Here is a 16,740-nt window from a genome sequence, read left to right as displayed (position 1 = left end):
TAATCAGTGCAGCTTGCCATTGAAAACGCCCCCGTCGCTTAGTTGCGGCGGGGGCGTTTTTGGTGGCGGCTGTGCAAACCAATATTACTAATTATTCCCAGTCAAGGGGTTCTAAAACCAAGTCGGCAGGGACGTTATAAGCTTGTCGGGCTGAAAGAAATTCGTGGTTGCTCAGTGGCCCGAGAGTTATTTTTTTTGAATGAACGATTAACCAATAGTAAATGGTGTTTCTGCCGCTTTTGTAAACAGCTGGTTCGTAAAGTGGGTCATCAGTTTTACCTGGTTTTTGGGAAGCAATTATGAAGTTGTTATCGTAATTGCAGGTCAAAACATTAGACGGTATTTCTTTGCGCCCAGCGGAATTTGATAAGATGTCGTTCAGGTCTTTTCCCTCCATTCTCAGGAAATACCCGCCACTTAATTTTTTCTCAACATCGCTGCATGAGGCAAGCGAAAAGAGAATGCAGAATATTGAAACACACTTAATAGCAGTTGTTTTCATGTGAAAGACAAGGCTGTTGGGTTTTTCAGCGTCAAGTAGCTTAAGCATCAATTGGCAAATATTACGTTCTGCTCGCCGAGGTCCGCCGAGATAAAATCGCCGAGGTTCGCAGAATTGACCGTTAGCAATTTGTGGCCCTCTGCGAGAAACACTCCTTCTGCGGCTGTGCATGCGTGCTGCCCTATTTCAGGCTGCCGGCACTTCCAGTGCGGATGCCGCGTAGCAGCTTGGCTTAGCGTAGTACGCGTAGAGTGGTGTCCAGGCGTTGGGTGAGGAGAAAGTCGCGGTATTCCTGCTGGAGCGTGGCTTGTTCACGGCGCTGCTCTTCCTTCTGAAAAAACCGCACCTTGAACTTGTCGCCCGGCGCGGCGCGGTGCAGGTTGATGTAGGTGAGCTTGCGGTTGGCGTTGCGCTTTGGCTCGCCGTCCTGGATGCGTTCGACGCGCTTGTCGTTATTGCCAAACAGGGCTTGCAGGGGCTTGAGGCCAATGAAAAGACTGGTAGGACCCCGGAGAACGTAGCGGCCACTCACGTTCAGGCTGCTGAGGTTGCTGTTCAGGCGCAGGTCCGGGATAAGCAGCTGGTTGTTGATTAGGATGAACTCGCTGCGCACGGGCTCAAAGACCAGGTGGCGGGTGCGCTCCTCCCGTATGAATTTGAGGGCCTCCATCAGCGGCTCCACATTCAATAGCTCCAGGTCCTGCAAATTGGTTTTCAGGTAGGCCGTGGTTTGCATTAAATCGGGTAGAAAAGTCGCGCCAAGGTCCGTGCGCAGGTCGGCTTCGCCCCGCACCGTGCCCCGAATGCTGGCGCCATCCAGCACGCTCAGGCCCATGTCGGTGGCCGTGGCAAACAGCGCGGGCAGTTGAATATCCTCGAAGGAAACCTGCGCCTGCGTTGGGTGATGGGCGCGGTCGGGCGTACTCACCATCAGGCCGCGCAGGCCGATGCGGCCCCCCAAGGCATTGAAGGTGCACTGGTCCAGCCGCGCCTCGCCCTCAAGCAGGCGCGATACCAGCCGCAGCCCGCGGCCCCTGACATCGGCGTAGCGTACCTCGTCGGCCTCCACGCGCAGCACCGCGCTCAGCACCCCATTGGTGAGCAGGGAAGGGTCGGGCTGGGTTTGTTGGCGGAGGGCGCGGCGGGTGGCGCGGCGCGTGGCCCGCGCCAGGCTCAGGCCCGAAGTGCCCGGTTGGGCGGGGGCGGTGAGGCTGGCCACGATGCCAAGCAGCCGTTGCACGTCCAGCGACTTGTAGCGCAGAGTCACATCGGCATCGGCCGCCAGCAGGTGCATCCCGTCCAGCTGCGCGGTGGCGGTGGCCTCGCCCTGGCCGCCGCCGGGCGTTTGGAAGCGCAGGAAAGGAACCTGCAGCAGGCCGCCGGTTTTTTTTGTCCGCAGGCGCACCTGCGCGATGCTTTCATTGCCGGGAAACACCAGGCGGTCAATATCGAGGCTAAGCTGCCCGTTGGCCGCCAGCAGCAGGTCGCGCAAGGCCGGAATGGCGGCACCTTTGGCCTTGGTGGGCGGCGTCGCTTTGGCGTCGGGCCGGGCCAGGCGGGCCAGAAACTGCTGGTAGTTGAGGGTGGCAAAGTGCACGCCCAGCCGGTACTGCACGGGCGCTACCTGGTTGGTAGAGTCGGTGGGCCATTCCACGTTGCCGCGCACGTCGCCGTTCCACACGCGGCCGGCCAGGTTGAGGAGCTGCACGCGCTGGCCGTCGTGCCGCACCGTCACGGCCAGTTGGTTGAGGGTATCGCTGGCCAGTATCAAGCGCTGGCAACGCAGGTCCACATCGAGCAGCAGGCCAGCGGGAAGCAATTCGCTGCCCAGCGTGGCGGCCAGCTGCGCTCGGTCGCGCGGGGCGCGGCTGGGCTTGGGCAGGCTGGTGGGCGAAAACCCGGCCCGGTTGGTCTGGGCCACCGGCCGCAGCAACGCCCGCAGGCGGTCAATGCGCAGCTCATCCACCGTAAAAGTGCCGGCTATGCGGGCGCTGGGTTGCAGCCCCCCCAGGTAGTCATACAAATTGGTGGTCACCGCCGTGGCCCGGAACGTCATGCCATTCAGCACCCCCGAAGCGTTCGAAAGGCGCCACACGCTGTCCTGCAGGCCCACTCGCACGTTGAGGCCCGAAATATCGGCGCCGCGCACCGGCACCACAAACGAGGCGTGGCGCAGCGTGACGCTGCCACGCACCGACATATTGCGGCGCAGGGGGCGGGGGTTGAGCCGGCCGGCCAGCGGCGGCAGCCGCCCGCGCAGCCGCACGTCAATATCGGCGGTACCCTGGCGGGCCTGCCAGCGGCCCGGTACCACCACAGCGGCCAGCTCCCCGAGTTCCGTTTGTCCCCGCACGTGGCCTTCCACAAAGGGCCGGGTAAAGTCCCGAATACTGATTGCGGCGTCGAGCTGTCCTGCGGGCGAATAGATTCGGCAGCGCTGCAGGGTCAGGGCGGTAGAGGTGGGATTGTGGGCCGGCCCGTTGTCGTAGGTGCCTTGCAGGTCCCAGCGGCTGATGCGCTGGGTGGCGTCAGGCCATTGCAGGCGGCCGTTGCGCAGCGAAAAGGTGAGGACGTTGCGCGGCGTGATGGTGGGCCCGCTGAGCCCCGTGATGGTGTATTGGATGTGGGCGTGGCTGGGGCTGGTAGCACCCGTCAGGTACGGCTCCAGGCGCGGGGGTAGGGCCGCGTGCAGCACGTCGGTCAGGGGCTGGTTGCCCACAAACTTCAGCTTGAGCAGGGTGCCCACCGGCTGGCTGGGGTCCACGCGGTGGGTGCCGCTCACCTGAATGGTGTCTTCGTTGAGGGTGGCGCGGGTGTTCCAGAGCCGGCCCTCACGCTTTGCAAACGTGTATTGGTAGTTCACCCAGGCCTGCACCGGCTCCTGCTCAAACAAGGAGCCGGTGCGGGTGCGCAGGTAGCTCAGCTGCCCCTTCAGGGTGCCGGCCACCTGGAGCACGCCGCCCCTGAGCCGGGCCGTGAGGCGTGCCTGCCGCACTTCCGCCCCGAACTCGCTGCGCGAATAGGCGTTGTGCGCACTCATGCGGAAGTTGTTGACGAGCAGCTGGTCCAGCTCCAGGTTGAGGGTGGGCGCCTTCCCGGTGCCCTTGCGGCGCTTGCCCCGCAGGCCCCAGGAATGCCCCAGCGAGTCCACTCGTTCCCGGAAATCAACGTCGCTCACCACCAACCGGGTCACGTGGGCCTGGCCCCGTAATAAGCCGGCCCAATGCAGGCGCAGGTCGGCCCGGGCAATGCGCAGCACGGGCACCTGCTGCTGGTAGGCGGTATCCGTCAGGCTGAGGTGGTGCAGGGAGGCGGTGAGGTAGGGGAAGTCGCGCCACGGCGAAAAGTCAACCTCAAAAGGCCCAACCACCAGCTCCGAATCGTGCGTCAGGCCTTCGCGCACGGCCTGGGCCAGGCGTTTGCGGGCGTATTCGGTGCCCAGCAGCCACACTGCCATCCCAGCTCCCAGCACCCCAAGCAGCAGCAGCGAAGCCAGGAGCCGACGGACAGGGAATGATTTCATAGCAATAAGCCGCGGGCCAGGGCGCCGGCACGCACCAGCAACACCAAATTAACGGAAGGTAGTTGTACCGCTCCTAAATAAGCCGCCAGCAGTGTCCTCCCGAAGAGGCCGCTGCTGGCGGAAAGGCGTTTACTCCTCTGTTTCCACTACTGCGTCGGCGTGCGTAGTAGCCTCGTAGGTATCGGCGTACTTGAATTCTTCCAGCCAGCTGGTAGAGCTGGTGACGTCGAAAGTGAGAGAAGAATCGGTCTTTTCAACCGTTTTCAACTCCCAGATTATCGACTTGGCTTCCTCGAATTCGGTGCCGGCCAGGTGGGTCGAAAACAGCCGGTTGAGCAGCGCGCTATCGGGCAGGCCCTGGGCCAGCAGGCGTAGGAGCGGGGCTTCGGGCGCCTCGGCAAACAGGGCGAGGTCTTCGGCGTTCTCGGCGGTGCATTTCACCTGAAACTCCACGGCCTGGGTGCGGGGAAAAGTGCCGTTGAACGCGGTGTGCAGCAGTTGCGTGGCTTTGTAGAAGCCTTCGTGCAGCGGCAGCTCGGGGTTTTCTTCCCATAGCTTTTCCGTCAGCATCTGATGCGAGAGGTTCTCAATCTGGCCGGCGTTCAGCTGCTCCGGAAACAAGTAGCCCAGCACGATTTCGGCGGCCTCGCGCGGCTCCATATCAGTGAACGACATCAGGCACATGTCCTTCAGCTCGGCTTCGCTGATGGCGTCCGGGTTCTCGTAGTTCATCTTCTTCAGCAGCTCTTTGTAGTCCGAGTTCTGCCAGGAGTTGGGCAGCTCAGTTAACGAAGTGAAGGACAAACGCTCAACGGTGAATTTAGGCTCGGTGGTCGACATAATAAATGGTATCGGGATGATGCGAAAGGCCGCGAAAGGTGGCGGCCCCTGCCACCGGGTTTACGGCCGCCGCCCGCAAACAGCCGGAAAGCGCGGAAACTCCTGCCAAGCGGTATGATGCTTACGGCGCCGGCCTAACCTGGGCCGCAAACCTACCGCGCCACCCATTGCGTGCCGTACGCACTCTGCGCCAAAAAGCCGTTGAAATCTTTGGTGGTCAGCATATCGGCTACTGCCTGCTGCTTGTCCACGGCCTTGTTGTAGTAGGCCTGGCAAATTTTGTAGCCCACGTAATAGCCCAGGTCGCAGGGCTTTTGGGCGGTTTCCTGCTGCGGGTTGGCGAGCCAGTTATCGGTGTTGCGGCCGTGCATTTGCTGCCGGAAAGTCTGCCATAGCTCCCGCTCGTGCGCTTGCCCGTAGGGGTGCAGCCGCGCGTTGGTGCCGGGTATGCCGGTTACCAGCTCGGCCACGAAATCGCCCATGCCCTCACGAATGGCCGCGCTTAGCAGGGTGCCATCGGCTGGTTGCTGGGTATTGTGAATCATCTCATGCGTCACCATCGCGGGCACGGCCGTGACCGGCGCGCACCGATTCCGCTGCACCAAGGTTAGTTCGGAAGTGTCGACATCAGGGCCTACGACGAGGTATTCAACCCCGATTAGCAACCCTTCGCGTTGCGCGGTACTACCGCGAAAACCGCCCACCAGAAAATAAATATTGTTGAAACGAACGGGCGGATAAAGCGCCTGTAAGCGTCGGAACGCCGCCAGAATCTGCGGCTTTTGCGCCGCTATGGCCAGCATCGTGGGCCGGGCCGAGGAGTAGAAGCGCGGGTGCTGCGTAACGGCGCGGGCGAAGCGGAGCGGCTGGCTCTGGTAGCGGTTTTCGTAGTATTCGCGCAGCCCCGGCGAGCCGGGCGCAAAATAGCGTTGCTCGAATACCGCCGCCGCGTTGGCCGTGTCCGACAACACGGCCGGATACGCCGCCCAGAAATTATCCAGGTCGGTGGTAATCAGCTGCACGTCTTCGGCCCGGCGAATGCCCGTGCATGCGCCCAGACCGGTAATTCCTGCACTCAGGATAGCAAACCACAAACCACCAAGCTGCTTGAACCGCTTCATTGCACCAAAATCATGGCGGAGCTGGCGGGAACGAGCAGGGCCGCGCCGCTTTGCTCCACCTTGCCGATGCCTCGCTCATTGAGCTGGTCGCCGCTGAGGACCAGCGTGTATTTGCCGTCGGGAACGGGCACGTTTACGGCGGTGCGGTTGCCGTTGAAAATCACCACGATGTTCTGCCAGGCGTCGCCGCCGGCGTGGTCTTTCAGGCGGTAGGCAATGGCTCCGGCGGGCACGTCGGGCAGAAATTCGAGGTGCCGCTGCACCTGCGCCGTGGTGGGCAGCCGAAACGCGGGGTGTGCCCGGCGCAGGGCAATGAGGCGGCGGTAGAAATCATACACCGATTGGTATTTGGCCTTGCGGCCCCAGTCCAGCTGGTTCACGCTGTCGGGCTGGTTGTAGGAGTTGTGCGAGCCGCCCTTGGTGCGCAAAAACTCGTCGCCGACCGGCAAAAACGGCACGCCCTGCGACGTGAATACGATGGTGTTGCTGAGCAAATCCATCCGAATCAATTCGGCTTCCGAGGCGCCGGGGTTGGCCACCACGAGCTTGTCCCAGAGCACCCGGTCGTCGTGGCAGGCCACGTAGTTGATGGCCTGGGCCGGAGCAGTGGCCCAGGGTGCCTGCGAATAATTTACTTTGCTGTAATCGAGCTGCGGGTGCTGGGTGGCGGTCACGATGCCAAACTTCACGCTCTCCTCCAGGCCGGGGTGGCCGCTGGCGAAGCCCGGCTCGTTCTGGCGGGCGTAGTGGCCCTTCACGCCATCGCGCAGCTCGTCGCCGAAGGCCGCGATGCGCGGCAGCCGGCCCACGTTGGCCTTCACGGCGCGGCGGGCTTCGGGCAGGGGCGAGGGGCCGGCGGTCCAGCCTTCGCCGTACACGAAAATGCTGTGGTCCTGCAGGTCGAGGGCCACGCGCACGGCGCGCATCGTCTCCATATCGATAATGCCCATGAGGTCGAAGCGGAAGCCGTCGGCGTGGTATTCCCGCGCCCAGTGCGCCACCGATTCCACGATGAGCTTGCGCACCATCGGCCGCTCCGAGGCTACTTCGTTGCCGCAGGCGGCCGCGTCGGAGAGCGTGCCATCGGGCCGGTGGCGGTAGTAGTAGCCGGGCACCAGCTGCTCGAAGCTGCTGCGGGCGGCATCGGCGGTGTGGTTATACACCACGTCGAGCACCACGCGCAGGCCCTGGCCGTGCAGGTTGCCCACCATCTGCTTGAACTCGCGGATGCGGGCGGCCGGGTCGGCGGCGTCGGTGGCGTAGGTGCCTTCGGGCACGGAGTAGTTCAGCGGGTCGTAGCCCCAGTTGTAGCGGTTGGCACTGGCAGGCGCGGCTTCGTCGATGCTCGCGAAGTCGTTGGTGGGCAGCAGGTGTACGTGGGTCAGGCCCAGCTCCACGAGGTGCTCCAGGCCGGTGGCCACGCCGCCGGGGCCGCGGGTGCCCACCTGTGCCACCCCCAGGTACTTACCCTTGGCCCGAATACCCGACTGCGGGTGCATGCTCAGGTCGCGGATGTGCATTTCGCCAATCACGATGTCCGTAGCCTGCTTGAGGGCCGGCCGCCGGTCGTCGGCCCAGGCGGGTGGGGCCGCCAGCGCGGGGTTGAGCACGGCGCCGCGTAGGCCGTTCAAACCCACGGCGTGGGCGTAGGGGTCCACTACTTCGGCCATTTGCTTGCCTTTGATGGTGGCTTGCACTGAGTAAAAGCCGGTGGTGCCGGCCGGCAGGGCGTAGGTCCAGGTGCCGGCCTGGGCTTTGGTCATGGCATAGTCGGCGGTGGGGATGCCGCCGGTGCCGGCAACGTAGAGGCGCAGCCGCAGCGCGTCGGCGGTGGGGGCCCACACGCGCAGGGTGGCCCGGCCCCCACGCCAGGTCAGGCCCAGGTCGGGGCCGTGGTACACGGGGTAGCTGGCGAAATCGGGGAGGGACTGGGCCGGAGCGGCCAAAGCAGCGGAAAGCAGCACAAGTAGTAGCAGGAAGGGGCGGGTCATGGGTGCAAGCTAGTTGCTGGTTGTTAGTTGTCAGTTGACGGCAACACCCAGTCGCCGCCCGGCCGATGAAACGCGGCCCGCCGTCGATACAATTCCCCCGGCAATCGGTTTGCGGCGGTTGCGGCTCTTGGCAGTCGCTAAGTTTGTTCGGAATTCCCGCCTGCCTATGCCCCCACTCACGCCCCGTCGCTACCTCAGTCCGCTCGTGCACGTGCTGGTGTGGGGACTGTTCGGACTTACTTTCCTGCTGATTCAGCCGCTTACGGGCCGGCTCGTGATGCCTCCGGAATTTTGGGTGCGGCAGGGGCTGATGTTTTTGGTTTGGGTGGCTTCGTACTACCTCACGGCCCGAATAAGCGTGCCCCGGCTGCTGTTTCAGGGGCGCACGGGGTGGTTTGGGCTGGCCCTGGTGGGCACTACGCTGGGCGTGCTGCTGTTCAGCCGCGCCCTCGAAGCGGGCCTTAATCTGCCCGAGCTGATGAACAAGGCATTTGAGGCAGCAGCGGGCCGGCCCCGACTGTTGCGTTCGTCCGGCCCGCGGTTCGATTTCGTGGGCCTGCTCACCACGCTGCTGGTGCAGGGCATTGCCACCAGCATCACGGTGGTGCAGAAGTGGCAGCTCGACGCCCAGCTGCGGCAGTCGCAGGAGCAGCAGCGCATCAGCTCCGAGCTGTCGGTGCTCAAGGCCCAAATCAACCCGCACTTCTTCTTCAACACCCTCAACAACATCTACGCCCTCACGCTGCTCGACGGCGAGCAGGCGCGCACCGCCATTCACCGCCTCTCGCGCATGATGCGCTACGTGCTCTACGACAGCGCCGGCGGCCACACCCGGCTGAGCCAGGAAATTGCGTTCGTGCAAGACTACATCACCCTCATGCAGCTCCGGCTCGATGAGCGGGTCACCGTCACCTTCGAGCGGCCCGAGCCCATGCACGACGTGTCCGTGGCACCCATGCTGCTGCTGCCCTTCCTCGAAAACGCCTTCAAGCACGGTGTGGCCGCCACCCAGGCCAGCACTATTTTCGTGGCCCTGCGCCAGCCCACGCCCCACGTGCTGGCGCTGGAGGTGCGCAACACCCTGCTGCCCCTGCCCTCCACCGACATGGCCGGCAGCAACGGCATCGGCCTCGTGAACACCCGCCGCCGCCTCGACCTGCTGTATCCGGGCCGGTTCACGCTGGTAGTCGACGAGCACACACCCACCAACGAATTCCTGGTTCTCCTCACCCTGACGGTGGGGGAGGAGGTAGGTAGGTAGGTAGGTAGGTAGGTAGGTAGGTAGGTAGGTAGGTAGTGATTTTGTCTGTAACTTTTTAACCTCGTCTGTTACGTTCACCCCATCCCCTAGCCCCTTCCCCTCTGGGGGAAGGGGGACTAGAGCTAGCTCTAGTGTATAAAAACAGCCTATCATAAGACTAGAACTAGTTCCCCTTCCCCCGGAGGGGAAGGGGCTAGGGGATGGGGTGAACGTCCAACCCCAACCCCCCCCGCCACATGACCTCCCTCAAATGCATTGCCGTTGACGACGAGCCGCTGGCCCTGGGGCTGGTGGTTTCTTTCATCCAGAAAACGCCGTTTTTGGAGCTGGTGGGTCGGTTTGGGAGTGGCGTGGAGGCCCTGAAATACCTGCACGAGCACCCCGGCACCGTGGAGCTGGCCTTCCTCGATATTCAGATGCAGGAGCTGACCGGCCTGGAGCTGGCCAGGGTGCTGGGCCCCGACGGGCCCCGTGTCATCTTCACCACCGCTTTCAGCCAGTACGCCGTGGATGGCTACCGCGTCGATGCGCTCGACTATTTGTTGAAACCCTTTAACTACGAGGAGTTTTTGCGGGCGGCCGGCAAGGCGCGGGCCTACGCCGAACGCACGGCCCAGCACGCCCCCCCCGCGCCCACCGCTCCCGACGAAGAGGAGTACCTGTTTCTGAAGGCCGATTACCAGCTGGTACGGGTGGCCCTGAGCGACATTTTGTACGTGGAGGGCCTGAAGGACTACGTGAAAGTGCACCTCAAAAGCACGCCGCGCGCCCTGCTTTCGCTCATGAGCCTGAAGGCGATGGAGGAAAAGCTGCCCGCCCGGCGCTTCATGCGCATTCACCGCTCGTTCATCGTCGCGCTCGACAAGATTGAGGCCGTGCGCCGCCTCACCGTGCAGATTGGGGCCGTCACCATCCCCGTAGGCGACCAGTACAAGGAGCCGTTCCTGCAGTTTCTGAGCCGCTGGACGTAGGCTGCCAGCCTGCGGCCTTAACGCCTGCTCCGGTCTGACCGGGGCAGGCGTTTGCATATTTGGACCCCTGTCGGCAACCGGGCGCAGGCGTAAATCTGATGGTATGAGGGCCTGGCAACCGGACTCGCAACCGCTTCCTGCCCACGCCGGCCCCGGCTGTGCGGCACGCTGCTACCAGCCGTAAGGCCCGCCCAACTACGATTTGGTCGCGAAGCACTGCGCCAGGCTTGCCCAGGCCCTGCCCGTGTATGGTGCCGGCCCAGCATGAGAAATCATAGGCTAAAAATCAGGTGGTTGGTCCGAAAAAATGGCCTGAGGCCTGCTGGTGCGCCTTCGGTCACACGGGATATATTTTCGCTTGATAATATCATAATGTAATCCTAGATGTATAAAATAGGAATAAAAAATATAAGAGTATCGCCGATAGAGTTTTAGCTATACTTTTACAGCATACGTGTCTACCCCGCGGGATTAAATCAGGCTTCTTCAACACCCCTCTCGATATGCAGACACGAATTACACCTTTTCGCTCATTTTTTAGCTTCAGCGCCACCCTGCTGCTGCTCCTGTTTCCGCTGCTGGGCTGGGGACAGGTGACGATTGCAACCCAGAACTTTGAAACCACTCCTGCTACGCCGAATGCTCCCATCAGCACTAGCGGTGGCGGGAATGAGACACGGAGCTCCGGCCTAACTCCCAGTGCTCCACTGTACGCATCTGGCGCACGAGCCTACAGCGTCACTAACGGTACGGCGACAATAACCTCCTCTGCCAACATCGACGCGAGTGCCTACTCAAACATTTCGGTCGATTTCAGATTGGCTTCATTTTCTGGAACTGTTGGTAATGGTGCAGATTTACCGGACCTAGTAACCTTGGCTATCAGTACTGACGGTGGGATTACCTACTTTGACCAAATACGAATACGAGGTGGTTCTACAACTAGTTCAAACAGCCGTTGGTCTTTCGCTACAGGGGCGACCACTGCTTCCCGTGTATATAGCACGGGAGCGTTTACCCTTTTTACTGGAGGAGGGGGTGAAGCTAATCCTAGATATGGGACTGTCGGGGTAACCGGGATTGGCCCAACAGCGCAGCTGCGGTTCAAAATTACGCTTCTGAATGACAGTGATAATGAGACTTGGGTTGTAGACGATGTAATTGTGTCCGGTACCGCAAGTGGAGCCGATACTACGCCGCCTGTGTTTGCCAGCGGTTCGCCCTTGTCCTCAGCCATTGCAACAACTAGCTTCACGCTCTCATCCACCATTAATGAGGTTGGCAAAACCTACTACGTAGTGCTGCCTAGCGGTGCTACAGCTCCCACCGCCGCCCAGGTAAAAGCTGGCCAGAATAGCGCTGGCACAGCTGTTACCCTGTCTGGTAACTTCACCAATGCTACGGCAAATACCGCTGCTACTACTTCCGTGTCGGGCCTCACGGCTAGTACGACTTACAAAGTGTACGTAGTAGCCGAAGATGGCGTGCCTAATTTGCAAGCTGCCGCTGTGTTGCTCACAGTGACTACGGCCACCCCCACGCCCACCATCACGGTGGGCACCCTCACGCCAGCGGGTAGTTTCGCCACCGTGCAGGGTACGGCTTCGGCCATTAAAACCTACACCTTGAGTGGTGCCGACCTCACGGCCAACCTAGCGGTAGGGCCGTTGACGGGCTACGAATTCTCAACCGACGGATTTACTACGGCGGGCTTTGCTTCGCTGAGCCTGATGCCCAGCAGCGGCGCGGTGTCCGGCGTGACGGTTTCGGTGCGGCTGGCCGCGGCCACTACGGCCGGCACCTATAATGGCAACATTGACAATGCCAGCACTGGGGCCACCACGCGTAGCATTGCCGTCACGGGTACGGTTACTCCGCCCACCATTACCACGGGTACCATTGCGCCTGCTATCGTAGTGGCTGGCAACGATGTGACGGTGAGCTACACCACTACCGGCACCTTTGGAGTCGGTAACGTTTTCAGCGCTTTGCTGTCGAATTCTTCCGGCAATTTCAGCCCCGGCACCGCGCTGGTGACCACGACTAGCGGCGCCGGCACGCTCACCGTTACCATCCCCGCCGGCATCGTAGCAGGGACCAATTACCGCATTCGGGTTGTCGCTAGCAACCCTGTCACCACTGGGTCGAGCTCGACCAACACACTGACCGTGACGACAACCCCCAGCGTTTCGACTGCTGTGGTTACCATGATTCTGGGTACTACGGCCCGCACCGGCGGCAACGTGAGCAGCGATGGCGGCATACCCGTCACGGCTCGTGGCGTGGTCTATGGCCCAACAGCCAATCCCCGGCTGGGCGCCCCCGGTACGGCCTTTTTGGCCGATGGCAGCCCCGGCCTCGGCAGCTTCACCAGCGACCTGACCAGCCTGACCCCGGCAACGACCTACCACGTAGCTGCTTACGCTACCAACGATAACGGCACCAGCTACGGCAGCAACCAAACGTTCACCACTGACAGTGCGCCCACGGCCACGACCAAAGACGTTACGGCCATCACGCCGGTGTCGGCCAGCAGTGGCGGCGAGGCCTTTGGCTCCAGCATCACGGTGCGGGGCGTAGTCTATAGCACCACCCAAACCCCCCGCATTGGTGGTACAGGCGTGGTTAATGTGACCGGCGCGTCGGGCTCGGGTACGTTCACCAGCCTCCTGACGGGCCTGATGCCCAACACTACCTATTACGTGGCGGCCTATGCTACCAACAGCGTAGCTACGGGCTACGGTGCCGACAAGGAGTTTACCACCCTGCCCCCGGCCGCACCCACCGTCACAACCAAGGCCGCGAGCGCCGTAACCGGCTTTTCGGCCGAAAGCGGTGGCGACGTGACCAACGACGGCGGCGCTACGATTACCGCCCGCGGCGTGGTGTATGGCACGACAGCGGCCCCCCGCCTGGGCGACCCCGCCACCACCACCCTCGCCGATGGTGCACCCGGCACCGGCAGCTTCACCAGCAGCCTCACCGGCCTCACGCCGGGTACCACCTACTTCGTGGCGGCCTATGCCACCAACGGCGTGGGAACAAGCTACGGCGTTGACCGCTCCTTCACCACCATCGCACCACCCGTAGTCGCGACCAAGCCGGCCACGAGCATTACCGCTATTTCGGCCAGTAGCGGCGGCAACAACACCGGCAGCGGTACCACGGCCCGCGGCGTGGTGTACGGCACTACTTCCAATCCCCGCATTGGCGATATGGGCGTCACCGAATTGCCCGGTGCTGTCGGAGCAGGTTCCTTTACCAGCGATTTGACGGGCCTGACCGGCAGTACCACCTATTACGTAGCGGCCTACGCCACCAACAGTGTGGCCACAACCTACGGCGCAGATGAGGTCTTCACTACCACTGCGGCACCGTTGCTTTATTATGACTTCGAAACGGCCAATACTGCAGGAGTTTCTGGGAATGCCAATATTTCCGGCACCGCCGTTGTGGCAAGTTCAGACCTTTCAACAACCAATGGTAACAATACCCCTGACTTTCGCCGTTCGAATTTTCCCACTACGGCTACTCCAAGTAGCCTCAACCTGGGATACTTTCAATTTGTCGTCACGGTAGCACCCGGCTTCGTGGCAAACCTTAGCAGTCTGAGTTTGCTGGACCGTCGCTCAACCACAGGCCCAGCAAAGTACCAGTTGCGTACCAGCTTGGACAGCTATGCAACCCGAGTAGGTGCGGAGCAAACGACTGGCACTGCATTCGGAGCAACTAAAACCATTGATATGTCTGGTACGGCCGGGCTGGCAGCCGTCACCGGTATGCTTACCATCCGCATCTATGCTTATGTTTCAGGAGGCTCAGGGGGTACGTTTGGGGTTGATGATATTAACCTTTTTGGTAACGTAACGGCCAACGTGCCGCTGGCGAGTGAGCCCACCGTTCAGCCGGGCATTACGGCTACGGCTGTTACTTCTACTTCGGTGCTGCTCACACTCAGCGGGGGCAATGGGGCCAAGCGCCTTGTGGTGCTACGGCCTACAGCGTCGGTGGCAATCGCTCCCCTGGACAGAAGCACGTACAGCGCCAACACCACGTACGGCACCACCACCGGTCTCAAACCAACCACCGGCGCCAATAACTTTGTGGTAGTGGCCGATGCCGGTACTACCTCGGTAACCATCACGGGCCTGGCAGCCGGCACCAACTACACCGCCGTAGTTTACGCCTACAACGACAACGCGACCGCAGGAGCCGAAAACTACCTGACCACCGGCCCCGGTACGGCCGCCTTTACCACCACCGCGCCGCCCACGCCCACCTACGTGTGGAACGGTTCGGGCACGAGCTACATAGCGCCCGGCAGCTGGACGCCCACCCGTAGCACTGCGGCGACCAACGATGTACTGGTATTTGATGCCATGCTGGGCACTCCAGCCACTACCTCGGTTTTAGTAAATTTCACTACCACCCAAACCATCGGCCAACTCCTGGTACGCAACGGCGTGGCCGTTACCTTCAACAATAGTGGCAACCGAACTCTGCTGGTGAACGGCAACGCCAGCGGAGCCGATTTGGTGATAGAGGTCGGCTCTGCGCTGGCCGTAACCAATTCCACGGTGGTTGCAACGGGCCTTACCCTGCAACTCTCGGCTGCGGCCACGGCCAGCGTAGCCGGTGCGCTCCGGTTTAACAACGGTACCCAGCGGTTGCTGGGTACCACTGCCAATAGCGTCGAGTTTTTGAGTGGAGGGTATTTCCTGGCCAGCGCCAATCAGGATGGCAGCCCGTTTGGCAGTGGTGCTGCGGATGCCAATAAGGTGATTTTCCGCAACGGCTCGACACTGGAGCAAGCTGGCGGACTCCAGCCATTTGGGCCGACCGCTCCAGCCAGTGCCATCACTCTGGAGCCGAGCAGCAACTACATCTACAGCATCGCGGCCAATAATTCCGTGCCCCCGCTCAGTGGCCGTACGTATGGCAACCTCGAATTCAATGTTGGTAACGGTATTACTACCACTTCAGGAGCGAATAGCGCCTTGACTATTGTGGGCAACCTCACCATCACCAGCGGCAACGTGGGTTTGTATCTGGACAACACCATCGCCATCGGTGGCAACCTGTTAGTCAATGGTACCAGCACACTCAGCTTTGTTCCAGAAGACAATGGTGCTGAAATGTTAACGCTGAATGGCACTGCTCCTCAGGTTATCGGCGGTACTGCTGGGGCTTCGGCGCTCACCATCGGTTCAACCAGAACCCTACAAATCAATAACGCCGCCGGCGTTATTCTAGCCCGTCCCTTGGCCCTGAATCGCCTGCAGTTGACGGCAGGTAACCTGACGACCGATGCCACCAACCTGCTCACCCTGGCTACCACTGCTACTACCAGTGGCGGCAATAGCAGCAGCTTCGTGAGCGGGCCGCTGGCCCGCGCCACCGGCACCGGCGCCGCCACCGTGGTGTTCCCCATTGGCAAGGGCACGGCCTTCCGCCCGCTCACGCTCACCATCACGGCCCAGACGGGTGCCACCACCTACACCGCCGAACAGATAGAGGGCAATCCGGGCCAGGTGCTGTCGCCTATCAATATCATAGGCGGTGACCCGCTCAAACGAGTTTCCTTTATCCGCTCGTTCGCGCTGAGCTCCTCCAACGCCGCAAACAGCGGCACGAGCGGCCGGGTCACGCTCAGCTTCGGAGCCGATGATTTCGTGAATAACCCCAACGACCCCGGTCTGGTGGTAGCCGCCCGCGTGCCTTTAATCAATGGTTGGCAGAGCCTGGGCCGGTCCGCGGTTACGGGCACGGCGGGGCCAGGAGCAGCCGGTACCGTCACGTCGACTACTATTGCCGCTCTCTTTAGTCCGGGCACATTTGCCCTTGGCGCCACCAATACCAATACCAACGTGAACCCGCTACCAGTGGAGCTGAATGGTTTCACGGCCAAACGTCAGGGCAGCAGCGCAGTCCTATTGAAATGGACCACCGCCAGCGAGCAGAATAGCGCCCACTTCGACGTGCAGCGCAGCCTCGACGGCCGCAAGTACACCACCATCGCGCGCGTGCAGGCCCAGGGCAACAGCAGCCGCCTCAGCAGCTACGCCAGCCTCGACAACGCGGCCCCGGCCGGCACCATTTACTACCGGCTGTTTCAGGCCGATACCGATGGTACGACCAGCTACTCGCCCGTTCTGACCGTATCCGGCGGCGCCATTGCCACCAGGCTGCTGCTCTATCCCAACCCGGCCCACAGCAGCATCAGCTTCATCGCCGACGCGGCCACGCCCTACCGGGTGCTCAACCAACTCGGCCAGCCTCTGCTGCGCGGCATTACCGAGGCGGGTACTGCCAAGGTAGCCATCGAGTCGCTGGCGGCCGGCCTCTACTTCCTGGAGCTGCAAACGGCCGCCGGCCGCGTGGTGCAGAAATTCGAGAAGCAATAAATCCACGAACTTCGTTTCGCTCGGATTATTCGGATTGCACGGATTTTGTGGACGTACTCAAAAACAAAAAGGCCACCCAATTGGGTGGCCTTTTTGATGCGGTAAATCCTAAACGAATGCGTCCGGA

Annotated in this window: 8 protein-coding genes; 3 read left to right on the top strand and 5 right to left on the bottom strand. The window is 61.7% G+C overall.

From position 1 onward, the window contains the following. Positions 1-91: 91 nt before the first annotated feature. The 5 genes from GM79_RS24750 to pulA form a co-directional block, all read right to left on the bottom strand. Entirely contained in the window at positions 92-502 is a 411-nt protein-coding gene (locus GM79_RS24750; protein WP_152559897.1) for a hypothetical protein, read from the bottom strand. 232 nt (positions 503-734) lie between these two features. Beyond that, on the bottom strand, positions 735-4,025 hold the full coding sequence (locus GM79_RS07870; RefSeq protein WP_072008568.1) for an AsmA family protein: 3,291 nt from the start codon (positions 4,023-4,025) through the stop codon (positions 735-737). Positions 4,026-4,154: 129 nt separating this feature from the next. Beyond that, a complete protein-coding gene (locus GM79_RS07865; RefSeq protein ID WP_035561881.1) occupies positions 4,155-4,865 on the bottom strand; it encodes a hypothetical protein in 711 nt (236 codons plus the stop codon). A gap of 152 nt (positions 4,866-5,017) precedes the next feature. After that, complete coding sequence (locus GM79_RS07860) at positions 5,018-5,986, bottom strand: DUF2268 domain-containing putative Zn-dependent protease (RefSeq protein WP_051718640.1); 969 nt, start codon at positions 5,984-5,986, stop codon at positions 5,018-5,020. Beyond that, on the bottom strand, positions 5,983-7,977 hold the full coding sequence (gene pulA / locus GM79_RS07855; RefSeq protein ID WP_035561878.1) for a type I pullulanase: 1,995 nt from the start codon (positions 7,975-7,977) through the stop codon (positions 5,983-5,985). Before pulA ends, GM79_RS07860 begins: the two co-directional genes overlap by 4 nt. 166 nt (positions 7,978-8,143) lie before the next feature. Here pulA and GM79_RS07850 point away from each other — a divergent pair, with 166 nt between their 5' ends. The 3 genes from GM79_RS07850 to GM79_RS07840 all read left to right on the top strand — a co-directional run bounded on the left by GM79_RS07850 (position 8,144) and on the right by GM79_RS07840 (position 16,613). Continuing rightward, positions 8,144-9,238, top strand: a complete 1,095-nt coding sequence (locus GM79_RS07850) for a sensor histidine kinase (protein WP_035561875.1) — start codon at positions 8,144-8,146, stop codon at positions 9,236-9,238. Between the two features lie 236 nt (positions 9,239-9,474). After that, positions 9,475-10,209: a LytR/AlgR family response regulator transcription factor gene (locus GM79_RS07845; RefSeq protein ID WP_035561872.1), complete on the top strand. Its 735-nt coding sequence runs from the start codon at positions 9,475-9,477 to the stop codon at positions 10,207-10,209. 1,223 nt (positions 10,210-11,432) lie between these two features. Continuing rightward, positions 11,433-16,613, top strand: coding sequence for a beta strand repeat-containing protein (locus GM79_RS07840; protein WP_152559896.1), 5,181 nt, complete (start codon positions 11,433-11,435; stop codon positions 16,611-16,613). The last annotated feature ends 127 nt before the right edge of the window (positions 16,614-16,740 follow it).

It is taken from the genome of Hymenobacter sp. IS2118 (assembly GCF_000715495.1).
In the GTDB taxonomy this organism is placed as follows: domain Bacteria; phylum Bacteroidota; class Bacteroidia; order Cytophagales; family Hymenobacteraceae; genus Hymenobacter.
This window is presented reverse-complemented; position numbering and strand designations above follow the sequence as displayed.